This is a genomic window from Achromobacter sp. NCFB-sbj8-Ac1-l, from assembly GCF_052695805.1.
The window spans coordinates 5,643,906-5,658,116 of sequence record NZ_CP199812.1 but is presented as its reverse complement, the minus strand read 5'-3'; the positions used below and the strand labels follow the sequence as shown (position 1 = coordinate 5,658,116).

15 protein-coding genes are annotated in these 14,211 nt (G+C 67.9%); 6 read left to right on the top strand and 9 right to left on the bottom strand.

All coding sequences use genetic code 11. From position 1 onward, the window contains the following. Positions 1-71: 71 nt before the first annotated feature. From ACUDP5_RS25955 to ACUDP5_RS25935, 5 genes are all read left to right on the top strand, one after another. Positions 72-998, top strand: coding sequence for a LysR family transcriptional regulator (locus tag ACUDP5_RS25955; RefSeq protein ID WP_445657565.1), 927 nt, complete (start codon positions 72-74; stop codon positions 996-998). 77 nt (positions 999-1,075) lie between these two features. After that, on the top strand, positions 1,076-2,491 hold the full coding sequence (gene tcuA, locus ACUDP5_RS25950; RefSeq protein WP_263909482.1) for an FAD-dependent tricarballylate dehydrogenase TcuA: 1,416 nt from the start codon (positions 1,076-1,078) through the stop codon (positions 2,489-2,491). Then, positions 2,478-3,716: a tricarballylate utilization 4Fe-4S protein TcuB gene (gene tcuB / locus ACUDP5_RS25945; protein ID WP_263909484.1), complete on the top strand. Its 1,239-nt coding sequence runs from the start codon at positions 2,478-2,480 to the stop codon at positions 3,714-3,716. The genes tcuA and tcuB overlap by 14 nt, the downstream gene beginning before the upstream one ends. A 68-nt stretch (positions 3,717-3,784) precedes the next feature. Next, positions 3,785-4,759, top strand: coding sequence for a Bug family tripartite tricarboxylate transporter substrate binding protein (locus tag ACUDP5_RS25940; protein WP_445657564.1), 975 nt, complete (start codon positions 3,785-3,787; stop codon positions 4,757-4,759). A 46-nt stretch (positions 4,760-4,805) separates the two neighbouring features. After that, entirely contained in the window at positions 4,806-5,381 is a 576-nt protein-coding gene (locus tag ACUDP5_RS25935; RefSeq protein WP_445657563.1) for a hypothetical protein, read from the top strand. 22 nt (positions 5,382-5,403) lie between these two features. Here the strand turns inward: ACUDP5_RS25935 and ACUDP5_RS25930 are convergent, their stop codons facing one another. The 8 genes from ACUDP5_RS25930 to ACUDP5_RS25895 form a co-directional block, all read right to left on the bottom strand. Next, on the bottom strand, positions 5,404-5,880 hold the full coding sequence (locus ACUDP5_RS25930) for a hypothetical protein (protein ID WP_263909490.1): 477 nt from the start codon (positions 5,878-5,880) through the stop codon (positions 5,404-5,406). Between the two features lie 55 nt (positions 5,881-5,935). Continuing rightward, positions 5,936-6,658, bottom strand: a complete 723-nt coding sequence (locus tag ACUDP5_RS25925) for a hypothetical protein (RefSeq protein ID WP_263909492.1) — start codon at positions 6,656-6,658, stop codon at positions 5,936-5,938. Positions 6,659-6,760: 102 nt separating this feature from the next. Then, on the bottom strand, positions 6,761-8,170 hold the full coding sequence (locus ACUDP5_RS25920) for an aminotransferase-like domain-containing protein (RefSeq protein WP_263909494.1): 1,410 nt from the start codon (positions 8,168-8,170) through the stop codon (positions 6,761-6,763). A 24-nt stretch (positions 8,171-8,194) separates the two neighbouring features. Beyond that, complete coding sequence (locus ACUDP5_RS25915; protein ID WP_445657562.1) at positions 8,195-8,335, bottom strand: DUF2474 domain-containing protein; 141 nt, start codon at positions 8,333-8,335, stop codon at positions 8,195-8,197. Next, a complete protein-coding gene (gene cydB / locus ACUDP5_RS25910) occupies positions 8,335-9,342 on the bottom strand; it encodes a cytochrome d ubiquinol oxidase subunit II (protein ID WP_263909498.1) in 1,008 nt (335 codons plus the stop codon). Before cydB ends, ACUDP5_RS25915 begins: the two co-directional genes overlap by 1 nt. Before the next feature lie 4 nt (positions 9,343-9,346). Continuing rightward, positions 9,347-10,783: a cytochrome ubiquinol oxidase subunit I gene (locus ACUDP5_RS25905; protein ID WP_445657561.1), complete on the bottom strand. Its 1,437-nt coding sequence runs from the start codon at positions 10,781-10,783 to the stop codon at positions 9,347-9,349. A 441-nt stretch (positions 10,784-11,224) separates the two neighbouring features. Continuing rightward, complete coding sequence (locus ACUDP5_RS25900; protein ID WP_263909504.1) at positions 11,225-11,452, bottom strand: tautomerase family protein; 228 nt, start codon at positions 11,450-11,452, stop codon at positions 11,225-11,227. A gap of 58 nt (positions 11,453-11,510) precedes the next feature. Further along, positions 11,511-12,248, bottom strand: a complete 738-nt coding sequence (locus ACUDP5_RS25895) for an SDR family NAD(P)-dependent oxidoreductase (RefSeq protein ID WP_445657560.1) — start codon at positions 12,246-12,248, stop codon at positions 11,511-11,513. Between the two features lie 116 nt (positions 12,249-12,364). On the opposite strand from ACUDP5_RS25895, the gene ACUDP5_RS25890 reads away from it, so the two are divergent. Continuing rightward, positions 12,365-13,276: a LysR family transcriptional regulator gene (locus tag ACUDP5_RS25890; RefSeq protein WP_263909508.1), complete on the top strand. Its 912-nt coding sequence runs from the start codon at positions 12,365-12,367 to the stop codon at positions 13,274-13,276. Here ACUDP5_RS25890 and ACUDP5_RS25885 read toward each other — a convergent pair. Further along, the gene (locus ACUDP5_RS25885; protein WP_445657559.1) at positions 13,191-14,141 is read right to left on the bottom strand and encodes an EamA family transporter; all 951 of its coding nucleotides are present in this window, start codon (positions 14,139-14,141) and stop codon (positions 13,191-13,193) included. The two genes, ACUDP5_RS25890 and ACUDP5_RS25885, sit on opposite strands and share 86 nt — an antisense overlap. Between the last annotated feature and the right edge of the window lie 70 nt (positions 14,142-14,211).

The following is a 14,211-nucleotide window of genomic DNA, read 5'->3' as shown; positions in this document are numbered from 1 at the left end:
TGCCGGCGGCCGTGTGCTGGCCAGACCGCCCTACAATCGGCGGATCTTCACTTGCGATCATCCGGCCCATCATGGAACTGCGCCAGCTGCGTTATTTCGTCCGCGTCGTCGAAGCCGGCAGCATCGGCCGCGCGGCCGCGTCGCTGGATATGGTGACGTCCGCGCTCAGCCAGCAGATCAGCCGCCTGGAAGGCGAACTGGCCACGCGGCTGTTGCAGCGCAGCGCCAGCGGCGTGGTGCCCACCGACGCGGGGCTGGCGTTCTTTCGCCAGGCCCAGCTGGCGCTGCGCCATGCCGATGACGCCGTGCGCGCCGCGCAGCAAGCCCGGCTGGCCGGGCACGTCAGCGTGGGGCTGTCGTCCACCACCGCATCGATCCTGGGGGCGCCGTTCGTGCAGGCCATGAACGAACGCTATCCCGACATCCGGCTGCACCTGGTCGAGGCGCTGTCGGGCCACCTGGCCGACATGCTCAACGGCCGGCTGCTGGACCTGGCCATCGTGTTCCATGCCGAGGCCGCGCGCCGCTGGAGCGTCATGCCGCTGCTGGACGAACCGCTGTACTTGTGTGCGCGGCGCGGCATGGCGGGTTTGCCGGCTGGCGCCACGACCCGCCTGGAAGACCTTGCCGACCTGCCGCTGGTGCTGCCCAGCGGCCGCCACGGGCTGCGCGCCCTGGTCAACCATGCCTTCCAGAAGTCCGAATTGACGCCACGGGTGGTGGCCGAGGTCGACGGCCTGGCGCTGCTGATGGACGTGGTGCAGCTGGGCTACGCCGCCACCATCCAGCCCAGCTCGGCCACCGCTCGCATCGCGCCCGGCCAGTTGGCGATGGCGCGCATCGACGATGCGGACCTGTTCCGGCCCAATCTGCTGGCCAGCCTGTCCGAAGATGAGCTGTCGCCCGCGGCGCTGGCCGCGCGGCTGGTGCTGGCGGACGTGTCGCGCAGCCTGGCGCGCGCGGGCACCTGGGCGGTGACGACCCTTCACGAATCGTGAAGACCCGTTGACGCAGCGCTGATATCGCGGCGCAGGGCGTAGACCTACAGTGCATTCCTTGATTCAGGAATGCTGTCATGGTCGACGTTCTGGTGGTGGGAGGGGGCAATGCGGCGCTGTGCGCGGCCCTGATGGCGCGCGAAGCCGGCGCCAGCGTGTTGCTGCTTGAAGCCGCGCCGCGCGAATGGCGCGGCGGCAATTCGCAGCACACGCGCAACTTGCGCTGCATGCACGATGCGCCGCAGGACGTGCTGGTGGACGCGTATCCCGAAGAGGAATACTGGCAGGACCTGCTCAAGGTCACCGGCGGCCAGACCAATGAACACCTGGCGCGGCTGGTGATCCGCGAGTCGTCCACCTGTCGCGACTGGATGCGGCGCCACGGCGTGAACTTCCAGCCGCCGCTGTCGGGCGCGCTGCACGTGGCGCGCACCAATGCGTTCTTCATGGGCGGCGGCAAGGCGCTGGTGAATGCCTATTACCGCAGCGCCGAAGCGCTGGGCGTGCAGATACGCTACGACGCGCCGGTGGACGCGCTGGAACTGCAAGACGGCCGCTTCATCGCCGCTCGCATCGGCGCCGAACGCATCGAGGCGCGCGCCTGCGTGCTGGCGGCCGGTGGCTTCGAGTCCAACCGCGAATGGCTGCGCGAGGCCTGGGGCCAGAACGAACGCGGCGAATGGCCGGCCGACAACTTCCTGATCCGCGGCACGCGTTTCAACCAGGGCGTGCTGCTCAAGTTCATGCTGGACGCGGGCGCGGACCGCATCGGCGATCCGTCGCAGTCGCACTGCGTGGCGATCGACGCCCGCGCGCCGCTGTACGACGGCGGCATCTGTACCCGCATCGACTGCGTGTCGCTGGGCGTGGTGGTCAACCGCGACGCGCAGCGCTTCTATGACGAAGGCGAGGATTTCTGGCCCAAGCGCTACGCCATCTGGGGCCGCCTGACCGCGATGCAGCCGGGGCAGATTGCCTATTCCATCATCGACGCCAAGGCCATCGGCCGCTTCATGCCGCCGGTGTTTCCCGGCGTCAAGGCCGACACGCTGCCCGAGCTGGCCACGCAGCTGGGCCTGGACCCGGTGGCGTTCGAGCGTACCGTGCGCGATTACAACCAGGCCTGCCGGGTCGGCAAGTTCGACCACACCGCGCTGGACGACTGCCATACCGAAGGCGTGACGCCCGCCAAGACCCACTGGGCCCGACCGATCGACACCGCGCCGTTCTACGGCTATGCGCTGCGTCCCGGCATTACGTTCACCTACCTGGGCCTGAAGGTCGACGAGACCGCCGCGGTGCGCTTTGACGACGTGCCCAGCGACAACCTGTTCGTGGCCGGCGAGATGATGGCCGGCAATGTGCTGGGCAAGGGCTATACGGCGGGGGTGGGCATGTCCATCGGCACGGCGTTCGGCCGCATCGCCGGCACCCGCGCCGCGGCCGCCGCGCGCCGCGCCCACCCTGAAGGAGCCCGCCATGCGGCAGCTTGAAGCCCTGGCCCAGGAGGCCCAGTCGTTCACCCCACCCCAGCCGGCGATGACCGAGCAGGTGGTCACGTGGCATGGCCGCGGCGCCGGGCCGGCTTCAGCACCGGTGACCGCCGAGCCCGGCGCGCTCAGCGGCGACGAGGCCGAGGTGGCCCGCGTCATGCAGATCTGCAACGCCTGCCGCTATTGCGAAGGGTTCTGCGCGGTATTTCCGGCCATGACCCGGCGCCTGGAATTCGGCAAGGCCGACCTGAACTACCTGGCCAACCTGTGCCACAACTGCGGCGCCTGTCTGCACGCCTGCCAGTACGCGCCGCCGCACGAGTTCGCGGTGAACGTGCCGCAGGCCATGGCCAAGGTGCGCATGCAGACGTACACCGACTACGCCTGGCCGCCCGCGCTGGGCCAGCTGTATCGCCGCAACGGATTGACGCTGTCGCTGGCCACCGCGGCGGGCCTGGCGCTGTTCCTGACGCTGGCGGTGCTGCTGACCGGCGGCCTGTGGCATGCGCCGATGGCCGGCAATTTCTATGCGGTGTTTCCGCATAACACGCTGGCGCTGATGTTCGGCGTCGTGTTCGGCTTTGCCATGCTGGCCCTGGGCGTGGGGGTGGCGAAGTTCTGGCGCGACGTCAGCCCGGGCGCGGCCAGCGGTGCCGCGGTGGCCGAAGCCGCGCACGACGCGCTGCGGCTGCGCTATCTGGACGGCGGCCACGGCAAGGGCTGCAACAACGCCGACGACGCCTTCACCCTGTGGCGTCGCCGCTTTCACCACTTCACGTTCTACGGCTTCATGCTGTGCTTTGCCGCCACGGTCGTGGCCACGCTGTACCACTACCTGCTGGGCCAGCAGGCGCCGTATCCGTTCTGGAGCGCGCCGGTGCTGCTGGGCACGGTGGGCGGCATCGGCCTGCTGGTCGGGCCGGCGGGGCTGCTGTGGCTGAACCTGAAACGCCATCCGCAGCATGGCGACGCCGCGCAAAAGCCGATGGACCGCGGCTTCATCGCGCTGCTGTTCCTGACCAGCGCCACGGGCCTGGCGCTGCTGGCCGGACGCGACACGGGCGCCATGGCGCTGTTGCTGGCGGTGCACCTGGGCGTGGTGATGGCGCTGTTCCTGACGCTGCCCTACGGCAAGTTCGCGCACGGCATCTACCGGTCGGCTGCGCTGCTCAAGTGGTCGATCGAAAAACGCCAGCCCAACAAGCTGCAGTTGGGATCTGACTGATCCGTTGTACCCGCTCGCATGACGGCGCCCTGGATGGCGCCGCAATCCATACCTATCAGGAGACTCGCATGTTCCCTTCCCGCATCGCCCGCGCGGCGCTTGCCGCCTGTCTGTGGTCGGCCCTGCCGACCGTGCACGCGCAGACCTTTCCCGCCAAGCCCATCACGCTGGTGGTGCCGCATTCGGCGGGCGGCACGTCCGACATCCTGGCGCGCACGGTGGCCGCCGAAGCGGCCAAGACGCTGGGCCAGACCATCGTGATCGACAACAAGGGCGGCGCCAACGGCACCATCGCGGCCAAGCAGGTGGCCTCGGCCGCGCCGGACGGCTACATGCTGCTGCTGGCCACCGCCAGCACGCACGGCATCAACCCGTCGCTGTACTCGCGCATCTCGTACGACGCGGCCAAGGACTTCACGCCCGTCACGCTGCTGGCCACCGTACCCAACGTGCTGGTGGTCGGCCCCAATGTGAAGGCTACCGACGTGCAGGCGCTGATCGTTCATATCAAGGCGCAGGGCGACCGCAGCAACATGGGCTCGGCCGGCGCCGGCACCCCGGGCCACCTGGCCGGCGAGATGTTCAAGCGTGCGGCCGGCCTGCAGTTCACCCATGTGCCCTACAAGGGCGGCAGCCCCGCCATCACCGACCTGATCGGCGGGCAGATCGATTTCCTGTTCACCACCATTCCTGGCGCGTTGCCGCATATCAAGGCGGGTACGTTGCGCGCCTTGGCGGTGACCTCGCCGCAGCGTTCGCCCGCGCTGCCCGACATTCCCACCATGGCCGAATCCGGCTTGCCCGGCTTCCAGGCCCTGTCGTGGCATGGCGTGGTGGCGCCGGCCGGCACGCCGGACGCGGTGGTGCAGAAGCTGAATGCGGCGTTGAGCGGGGCTTTGGCCGCGCCCGCCGTGCGCCAGCGGCTGATGGAAGAGGGCGCGCAGGCATCCAACGTGAACACGGCTGCGTTCGGCGTCTTCATCCGGGAAGAAATCGTGGCCTGGGCGCAGGCGGTGAAGGATTCGGGCGCGACGGCGAACTGACGATCGTCATGTGAACCCTGCGGGGGCGCGTGCTAGGATTTCGCGCATGCTCACGACCCTGCTTTTTTCGTTGCTGGCACACGCGCCGGTGACCGCTTCCGATTTCGACCTGAGCTGCCTGGCCGCGGCCCGGGGCACGGGCGGCATGATGGAAACCACGGCGCATTGCGCGCGTCGTGACGGCAGCCAGCTGTCGTTCAATCCGGCCGTGCTTGGGCAGCTGGAATACGATGCCGACGGCCTGAGCTCGGTGGCGGTTGGCGGCGGCTGGTCGTGGGTGCGCGCCGATGGTGCATCGGCGCAGGTGATCCCCTTCGACAATGGCCCCGACGATTTCGTCGACGGGCTGGCTCGTGGCCGGCGGGCCGATGGCGCCATGATCTACATCGACAAGCGCCTTGACGTCGCGTTGGCGACACCCTACACCTGGGTGGAACCCTTTGCCGACGGCATCGCCGCGGTCTGCGCGCGTTGCCGTTTCGAACCCGACGCCAGCGGGGAGCACCAGGTGGTGGTCGGCGGCGAGTGGGGCGCCATCGATCGCGCGGGCAAGCTGGTGTTGCCTTTGCGCGCGGATGCCGCCTCGTTGCGGCGGGAATTGGACGCCGCCAGAAAGCGCTAGCGGCGGCGCCTGTCAGTGTCGGTCAACGCGCCTGGTAGGCGTCGCACAAGGCCAGGTATTCGTCGCCGTTGATCTCCAGCGCCATGGCCTGGATCAGCACGCGCTTGCGATTGGGCAGCGAGGTCTTCAACTGGATCTGCTTGGCGATCGGGATACCGACGTAGCTTTGGTTGACGTAGGTGTTCTCGTTGATGGCGTGCCACGGCACGACGGTGCCGTCGGTGATCTTCAGCCCGTCGCGGGTGAAGGTGATGACGGGCGTGGGCGGGCTGAAGGCGCGCTTCAGGCATCTGATGACCAGCCAGACGCCGATGGCGGCGATGGCGCCGAAGAACGCCAGTGCGCCCATGCTGTCGCGCGACCGCGCGGCCAAAAAGCCGAAGACCCCCGCGGCCACCGTCCAGATGATCGCACCGGCAATCAGGCGGTTGCGGGAGAAAAACACCGGGCGGTCGGCCAGCGTTTGGGATTGTTGGGCGTTGGAGCTGTAGATTTCCATATCGAGGCTGCGCAAAAGGGGAAGGGGCCGCCCTGTAAAGGGGGCGGAATCGAAGTCAGGCGCCGGGCAGGTATTGGCGCAGACAGGCAAGCATCACCGGCTCATTGACGATCTTGGACCGGTCGATCTTGTGGGTCTTGCCCCGCGCGACGATGATCAGCGTCTCGTCGGTTTCCATGCCTTCGCTGTCCGATTGCGTGCGGATGGTGTCGATGGCGGTCCAGGGAATCTGCTGGCCCTTGTGCACCAGGCCGGCGGCGTTCATGCCCAGCGGGCCGAACGCCACGGTGGCGCCGGCCTGCAGCTTGCGGTGGGTGTCGGCTTCGAGATTGCCGCCCACCGCGTCTTCCAGGTGCTCGGCCAGTTCGTAGGCGTCTTGCCAGATCGCCAGGCGCAGCCGGATGCGTTCGCCGCCGTGCAGGGTCAGCAGCAGATGGTCGCGGTTGTGCAGGTGGCGCATCGACGCGATGTCGGCGTAGGGCACGGTGCGTGTGCCAAGGTGCAGCGCGTGGTCGTCAAGCGTGATTGCGGCCGGGGCGCGCCACCACGCGACCAGGTCCGATCCGCGCCACAGCAGGTAGCCGACGGTGGGCAGCGTCAGGAAGAACACCAGCCACATGGCGCGGTAGCGCAGCATTTCGACCAGCAGGCTGCGGGGCAGCAGCCAGATGTCGATCGCGGCCAGCAGTTGGGCGCAGAACAGATACAGCAGGGCCGCGGCGCCCAGGTAGCAACCCAGCGCGTAACGCGGCAAAACTCGGGGGAACGAAGCAGTCATGAGAAACGCGCCGCGACGCGGCACCGTCCGGATGTCGAAGGCTTCGCACTCTAAGGGATGTGCGTCAGGGTGGGGTTTCTATCTGTATCAAGATGGCGAATTTCATGTCCCCATCAGCTTGCCCAGGGTGGCCATGCCCTGTTCCATCTCGGCATTCCAGGGGTGTCCGTAGTTCAGGCGCAGGAAGTTGCCGAAGGCGCCCGACGACGAGAACAGCGGCCCCGGCGCGATGCTGATGCCGTGGTCCAACGCGGCGCGGTGCAGCCGCAAGGTGTCGATGTGGGCGGGCAGTTCCACCCAGGTGAAGTAGCCGCCCAGCGGCCGCGTGGCGCGCGTGCCTTTCGGAAAGTAGCGCGCCACGGCCTGAAGGACTTCGCCCTGCTGCAGCGCCAGTGTCTGGCGGAAGTGGCGCAGGTGCCGGTCGTAGCCGCCCTGGGCCAGATAGGCGGCAATGGCGGCTTGGGTAGGCGCGGCGGTGGCCAGGCTGGTGGTGAGCTTGTTGCGCATGATGGCTCGGGTGTAGCGCCCGGCCGCCACCCAACCCACGCGGTAACCCGGCGCCAGCGTTTTCGAGAACGACGAGCAATGCATCACGATGCCTTCGCGGTCGAAGGCCTTGGCGGGGCGCGGGCGGGTGTCGCCAAAGTAGAGCTCGCCGTAGACGTCGTCTTCGATCAGGGCCACGCCGTGTTCGGTCAAGAGCCGCACCAGCGCTTCTTTCTTGGCCTCGGGCATCAGGCTGCCCAGGGGGTTCTGGAAGGTGGTCATCAACCAGCAGGCGCGCGGCTTGTGCTGCACGATGGCCTGCTCCAGGGCTTGCAGGTCGATGCCTTCGCGCGGATGCGTGGCCACTTCGATGGCGTGCAGCTGGTTGCGTTCCAGCGATTGCAGCGCGGCGTAGAAGGTGGGCGATTCGACGATGACGGCATCGCCCGGCTGCGTCACGGCGGCCAGCGACAGGTTCAGCGCGTCCAGCGCGCCATTGGTGATGATGATGTCGTCGACCGGCACCGTCAGGCCGTCGGCCAGGTAGCGCAGCGCGATGGCGCGGCGCAGCGCGGCATCGCCCGGGCTGAGGTCGTCGATGGAACTCCAGGGGTCCAGCTGTTGCACGGTGGCGGCCATGAACTTGGCCAGCCGGCCGTAGGGCAATAGCGACGGGCTGGGAAAGGCCGAGCCGAACGGCAGCATGTCGCGCCGCAGGGTGGCATTGAGCACTTGCAGTACGTTGTCGCTGACGTCCACCGGATGGCGGCCCGCGCTGGCGCTGGACAGGGCGTCGGGTTCGGGCAGCGCGGCGTGCGGCGTGCGCAGCACGTAGTAGCCCGAGCGATCACGCGCGCGGATCAGGCCGCGCGCTTCCAGCAGGTAGTAGGCCTTGAACACCGTCGACGGGCTGACCCCGCGGCTGGCGCTGGTCTGGCGCACCGAGGGCAGGCGGTCGCCCGCCTGCAACAGGCCCGAGAGGATCGAGGCGGTGATGTCTTCGGTCAGGCGTTCATAGCGTTTCATGGCGGGTCCGTGAAAGGCGGGGAATCAGGTCGACATGCCGATGGCGCGCATGACCAGGCGCAGGGCGCAGGCGGTCACGCCCAGCGCCGCCACGCTGCCGGCCCAGATCAGCGCCAGCCACAACAGCCGGCTGCGCCACGTGGTGGGGGGTGTGCGAGCGTGCATCAATGGAACTCCTCGCCCGTGCGTACCTTGCCGCGGAACACGTAGTAGGACCAGGCGGTGTACATCAGGATAATCGGAATGATGGCCAGCGCCCCGACTAGCGCAAAGCCCAGGCTTTGCGGCGGCGCGGCGGCGGTCCAGATGGACACGTCGGGCGGAATCACGGCGGGCCAGATGCTGATGCCCAGGCCGCTGTAACCCAGGAACACCAGGCACAGCGCCAGCACGAAGGGACCGGCGTTGGGCGTGCCGCGCACGCGCCGCACCAGGTCGAAGCCGGCGGCGGCCACCAGCAGCGGCACGGGCAGGAACCAGAACATGTTCGGCAGGCTGAACCAGCGCTGCGCGATCTGCGGCTGCGCCAGCGGCGTCCACAGGCTGAGCGCGGCGATCACGGCCAGCAGCGCCAGCGTCAGCGGCCGGGCCAGCGCGCACATGTGGCGGTGCAGGCGGCCTTCGGTCTTCATGATCAGCCAGGTGCAGCCCAGCAGCGCATAGGCCACTACCAGGCCCACGCCGGTGAACAGCGAGAACGGGCTGATCCAGTCCCATGCGCCGCCGTGATACGCGCGGTCCACGACCGGAATGCCTTCGATGTAGGCGCCCAGCGTCACGCCCTGGAAGAACGTCGCGCACAACGAGCCCAGCACGAACGCACGGTCCCACAGCGGGCGATGGTGCGGGTCCGCCTTGAAGCGGAATTCGAACGCCACGCCGCGAAAGATCAGCCCCAGCAGCATGAACACCAGCGGCAGGTGCAGCGCGCTGAGAATCACGGAGTAGGCCAGCGGAAACGCGGCCAGCAGGCCCGCGCCGCCCAGCACCAGCCAGGTCTCGTTGCCGTCCCACACGGGCGCCACGGTGTTGACCATCACGTCGCGTTCCTCGGCATCGTTGACCAGCGGGAACAGGATGCCGATGCCCAGGTCGAAGCCGTCCATCACCACGTACATCATCACGCCGAACAGGATGATGACGGCCCATATCAGTGCAAGATCGATACCCATGGCGTCAGGCTCCCGTGGCGTTGCGTGAGGCGGACGGGACGTCCGCCGTGGTGGAGGCGGCCGACAGCGGCCGCGAGGGTTGGCGCGGTTCGCCCGGCCCGCCGGACAGGGGCGCATGGCCGGGCGCCGGGGTCGGGCCCATGCGGATCAGGCGCAGCATGTACGACACGCCGGCGCCGAACACGAACAGGTACACGACCACGAACAGCGCCAGGGTCAGCGTCAGTTCGCCGATGCCATGGCGGGTGGCGGCATCGGCCGTGCGCATCACGCCGTAGACGATCCACGGCTGGCGGCCGATCTCGGTGACGTACCAGCCCGCCAGCATCGCCACCAGGCCGGATGGGCCCATCCACAGCGCAAAACGCTGCAAGGCCCGCGACTGGTACAGCTTGCCGCGCCAGCGCGCCCACAGCGCCCAGGCCGCCAGGGCGATCATCAGCATGCCCAGCCCGGCCATCACGCGGAATGACCAGAACACCACGGTGGCGTTGGGCCGATCTTCGGGCGGATACGACTTCAGGCCGGGAAGCTGGCCGTCCCAGCTGTGGGTCAGGATCAGGCTGCCCAGACGGGGAATGTTGAGCGCGTAGCGGGTTTCTTCGCGTTCCATGTCGGGAATGCCGAACAGCGTCAGCGGCACGCCCGCACCGGGTTCGTTGTCCCAGTGGCCTTCGATGGCGGCGATCTTGGCCGGTTGATGCTTGAGGGTGTTCAGGCCATGGAAGTCGCCCACCACGGCTTGCAGCGGCGCCGATATCGCCAGCATGGCCATCGCCATCGCGAACATCTTCTTCACGGCCGGGCTGCGGTCGCCGCGCAGCAGGTGCCAGGCGCCGGAGGCGCCCACCATGAGCGCGGTGGCCAGGAAGGCGGCGATGCCCATGTGCGCCAGGCGGTAGGGAAAGGACGGGTTGAAGATCACGGCCAGCCAGTCGGTCGGCACCACGCGGCCATCCAGGATCTCGTAGCCCGCGGGCGTCTGCATCCAGCTGTTGGACGCCAGGATCCAGGTGGCGGACACCAGCGTGCCCAGCGCCACCATGATGGTCGAGAAAAAGTGCAGGCCCGGCCCCACGCGGGACCAGCCGAACAACATCACGCCCAGAAAGCCGGCTTCCAGGAAGAAGGCGGTCAAGACTTCGTAGGCCAGCAACGGTCCGGTGACGCTGCCGGCGAAATCGGAAAAAAAGCTCCAGTTGGTGCCGAACTGGTAGGCCATCACCAGGCCGGACACGACCCCCATGCCGAAATTGACGGCGAAGATCTTGGTCCAGAAATGGTAGAGGTCGCGGTAGACCGTGTTGCGGGTCCGCAGCCAGCAGCCTTCCAGCACGGCCAGGTAGCTGGCCAGCCCGATGGTGATGGCGGGAAAGATGATGTGAAAAGAGATGGTGAAACCGAACTGTATTCGGGCAAGCAGTAGCGCGTCGCTATCCATGGCGGGGTTTTCCTGACTCAAGGCCCGCGCGGGAAAACCGCTGATGGGCGGCGCGCGCGGACAGGCTGGTGCCTGTAGCGTCAAGGTAGGCCGGCGGCGAAAGTTAGTACAGATTCAGAAAGCGCTGAAAAAAGCGGATCAGTTTGTGAGGGTGGTGGGGCGTTACGCCCGAATTTCATAGGCAAGCGGGCGATTTTTCGCTGAAGGGGACAGGCTTGCGGGTTACAAAAAAAGCAGCACAGCGGGAAGGCTGTGCTGCCTGATATCGTGCGGCCCTGCGATGCAGGCGGCGGCGCGGCGAGGGGGCCATGGCCTTGCCTGGCGCCCGCCAGCCTGCGCAGGGCTCATCCTGCGCTAGGCGCGCGCCGCCTCGTCGATCAGCGCGGCCACTTCCTCGGCCCGCGCCATGGGTTTTCGGCAGTTTGTCATCGATGGATACGACTATGTCGATGGCGCGTCTTTGGCGGCGCGTTGGCGCTGGCGCAGCGCCGTGACGGTCTCGCCGCCCACGCCCCAGCTGTCGGTGTCGACCTCTTCGATGACGACGAAGGTGGCCTGCGGGTCCTTGCCCAGCACGCGCACCATCAGGTCGGTGGCGCCCTTGATGAGTTCGGCCTTCTGTTCCCGCGTGACGCCTTCGCGGGTGATCTGGATGTTGATGTACGGCATGTCGGTCTCCTTGGGGAAAGCGGCGCTGGCGTGGCGGCCGGCGCCGGTGGGATCAGGCTTACCAGCGGCCGGCGGTGGCGCCGCCGTCCACAGGGATGATGGCGCCGGACGTGAACGACGAGTCGGTCAGGTACAGCACGGCATCGACCACGTCGCGCGGCGCGCCACGGCGGCCGGACGGCGACAGCCGATCCAGGAAGTCGGTGTCGCCGCCGTCATGCATCGGCGTGGCGATGATACCCGGCGCCACCGCGTTGACCAGGATGTTGTGCGGCGCCAGTTCCAGCGCCAGCGCCTTGGTGGCCTGGTTCAGCCCGCCCTTGACCAGTACCGGCAGCAGCGCCGGCACTTGCTGCACCGGTTGCAGGCCGATGCTGGCCGTGATGTTGATGATGTGGCCGCCGCCGTGCGCCGCCATGTGCGCGGCCGCTTGCTGCGACGGGTAGAAAAAACCCTTCAGGTTGGTGCTGAACAGCGCCTCGGCGTCGTCGACGGTGTAGTCGCCCACGGGCTTGGCGATGAAGATGCCGGCGTTGTTGACCAGCACGTCGACGCGGCCGAAGGCTTCGATGGCGCGGTCGAACAACAGGCGCGCGGTGTCGGGCTGGCCGATGTCGCCGGCCACGCCCAGAAAGCGCGGCGGGTTGCCCAATTGGCGGGCCGCCTGTGCCAGGCGTTCGGCGCTGCGGGCATTGCCCACGACGTTGTCGCCGCGTTCCAGGTAGGCGCGGGCGATGGCCAGGCCGATGCCGCTGGAGGCGCCGGTCACGATGAGGGTCTTGGCTTGCTTGGACATGATGGATTTCCGGGATGAAAAGAAGGAAACCCCACTCTACTTATGACTCCAAACGTGATAAACACACCAAATATAAAATATATGCATACACCATGTAATGAATAGGCGCGCCATCCATGCAAAGACGTTTTGAAGACCTCATGCTCGGCAGCGTCGAGCTGTTCTGCCTGGCGGCGGAATTGCAGAGCTTCACGGCGGCGGCCAACGCCGCGGGGGTGACGCCGGCTGCGGTGAGCCGGTCGGTGTCGCGGCTGGAAGAGCGGCTGGGCGTGCGCCTGTTCGTGCGCACTACCCGCCAGATCGGCCTGACGGCCGCTGGCCAGCGTTACATGGAGCAGTGCCGCTCGGCGCTGTCGCTACTGACCGAGGCCGAACGCGAGGTCACCGGCCAGCAGGCCGAACCGGCCGGCAAGCTGCGCATCAGCCTGCCTACCCCTTATGCCCACCATCGCGTGCTGCCGTTGCTGGGGGAATTTCGCCAGCGCTATCCGCAGGTGCACGTCGACGTGCATATCAGCAATCGCAACATCGACTTCGCCGAAGAAGGCTACGACCTGGCCATTCGAGGACGTCTGCCGCCTGATTCCAATCTCGTCGCCCGCAAGCTCGAAGACGCCGAACTGGTGCTCGTGGCCGCGCCCGGCTACCTGCGGCGCGCGGGTACACCGCAAACGCTGGAAGACCTGCGGCAGCATGACTGCATCCAGTTCGAATTGCCCAGCACCGGGCGCAACATTCCGTGGATATTCATGCAGGGTGGCCGCCAGATCGATGTGCCGACCACCGGCGGCGCCAGCTGCTCGGGCGACGTGCTGGGTGGAGTGAGCCTGGCGCGCCATGGCGCGGGGCTGTTCCAGGCCTATCGCTTCACGGTGCAGGATGACCTGCGGCGCGGCGACCTGGTCGAGGTGTTGCCGCAGTTCGGCGGTGCAACGCGCGCGTTCACCCTGCTTTATCCGCACGTGCGCCACGTATCGCTGCGGGTGCGCACGTTTGTGGACTTCCTGCTGGAACGGCTGCGGCACTAGCTGCGGCACTAGCTGCGGCGCGGCGCTGCACGTGCTGGCTGAGCCAGACGCTGCCCACCACGATCACCATGCCGGCCATCTGCGCCGCGCTCAGGCGCTGGTCCAGCAGTGCCCAGCCCAGCAGCACGGCGGTGACCGGGCTCAGGAATCCCAGCGACGACACCACCGCGGGTTCCAGCCGGGCGATGCCGCGAAACCAGATCACGTAGGTCAACGCCGCGCCGATCAGCCCCAGATAGGCGATGCCCAGCACGTTCAGGGCCGTGACCGGCGGCAGGGCCGGTTCGGCCAGCAGCGCCACCGGCAACAGCAGTACGCCACCCGCCGTCAGTTGCCACGAGGTAAAGGTCAACGCCGACACCGGCGGCTGCCAGCGGCGGCTGAGCACGGTGCCCAGGGCCATGGACGCCGCGCTGAACAGGCCGGCCGTCACACCGACAGGGTCCAGCGCGGCCTTGGGGCCCAGCACCAGCAGGGCCACGCCGCCGATGCCGGCCAGCGCCGCCAGCACCGCCAGGCCGCGCACGGGCGAGCCCAGCAAGGCGCGCGCCAGCAGGATGACCACCAGCGGCTGGATCGCGCCCAGCGTCGCGGCCACGCCGCCTGGCAGGCGGTAGGCGGCCACGAACAGCAGCGCCCAGAACACCGAGAAGTTCAGCGCACCCAGGACAAAGGCGCGCAGCCACCAGATGCCCTGCGGCAGTTGCCGCACGGCCAGCAACAGCAGGATGCCGGCGGGCAGGGCGCGCAGCATGGCCACCGTCAGCGGGTAGCCCTGCGGCAGCATCAAGGTGGTGACGACATAGGTGCTGCCCCAGATGGCGGGGGCCACCGCGGTCAGGAGCAGGTCAGCGCTGCGGCTCATGGCGAGAATTCCTTGGAAGGGCAAGACGGGCCGGGCGCGGGCGCGGCATCCATACCGACAGGCTAATTGA

Excerpts from the sequence above, each read along its gene's own strand:
- ACUDP5_RS25955 (WP_445657565.1), top strand. The coding sequence starts at position 72 with ATGGAACTGCGCCAGCTGCGTTATTTCGTCCGCGTCGTCGAAGCCGGC.
- tcuA (WP_263909482.1), top strand. The coding sequence starts at position 1,076 with ATGGTCGACGTTCTGGTGGTGGGAGGGGGCAATGCGGCGCTGTGCGCG.
- tcuB (WP_263909484.1), top strand. The coding sequence starts at position 2,478 with ATGCGGCAGCTTGAAGCCCTGGCCCAGGAGGCCCAGTCGTTCACCCCA.
- ACUDP5_RS25940 (WP_445657564.1), top strand. The coding sequence starts at position 3,785 with ATGTTCCCTTCCCGCATCGCCCGCGCGGCGCTTGCCGCCTGTCTGTGG.
- ACUDP5_RS25935 (WP_445657563.1), top strand. The coding sequence starts at position 4,806 with ATGCTCACGACCCTGCTTTTTTCGTTGCTGGCACACGCGCCGGTGACC.
- ACUDP5_RS25930 (WP_263909490.1), bottom strand. The coding sequence starts at position 5,880 with ATGGAAATCTACAGCTCCAACGCCCAACAATCCCAAACGCTGGCCGAC.
- ACUDP5_RS25925 (WP_263909492.1), bottom strand. The coding sequence starts at position 6,658 with ATGACTGCTTCGTTCCCCCGAGTTTTGCCGCGTTACGCGCTGGGTTGC.
- ACUDP5_RS25920 (WP_263909494.1), bottom strand. The coding sequence starts at position 8,170 with ATGAAACGCTATGAACGCCTGACCGAAGACATCACCGCCTCGATCCTC.
- ACUDP5_RS25915 (WP_445657562.1), bottom strand. The coding sequence starts at position 8,335 with ATGCACGCTCGCACACCCCCCACCACGTGGCGCAGCCGGCTGTTGTGG.
- cydB (WP_263909498.1), bottom strand. The coding sequence starts at position 9,342 with ATGGGTATCGATCTTGCACTGATATGGGCCGTCATCATCCTGTTCGGC.
- ACUDP5_RS25905 (WP_445657561.1), bottom strand. The coding sequence starts at position 10,783 with ATGGATAGCGACGCGCTACTGCTTGCCCGAATACAGTTCGGTTTCACC.
- ACUDP5_RS25900 (WP_263909504.1), bottom strand. The coding sequence starts at position 11,452 with ATGCCGTACATCAACATCCAGATCACCCGCGAAGGCGTCACGCGGGAA.
- ACUDP5_RS25895 (WP_445657560.1), bottom strand. The coding sequence starts at position 12,248 with ATGTCCAAGCAAGCCAAGACCCTCATCGTGACCGGCGCCTCCAGCGGC.
- ACUDP5_RS25890 (WP_263909508.1), top strand. The coding sequence starts at position 12,365 with ATGCAAAGACGTTTTGAAGACCTCATGCTCGGCAGCGTCGAGCTGTTC.
- ACUDP5_RS25885 (WP_445657559.1), bottom strand. The coding sequence starts at position 14,141 with ATGAGCCGCAGCGCTGACCTGCTCCTGACCGCGGTGGCCCCCGCCATC.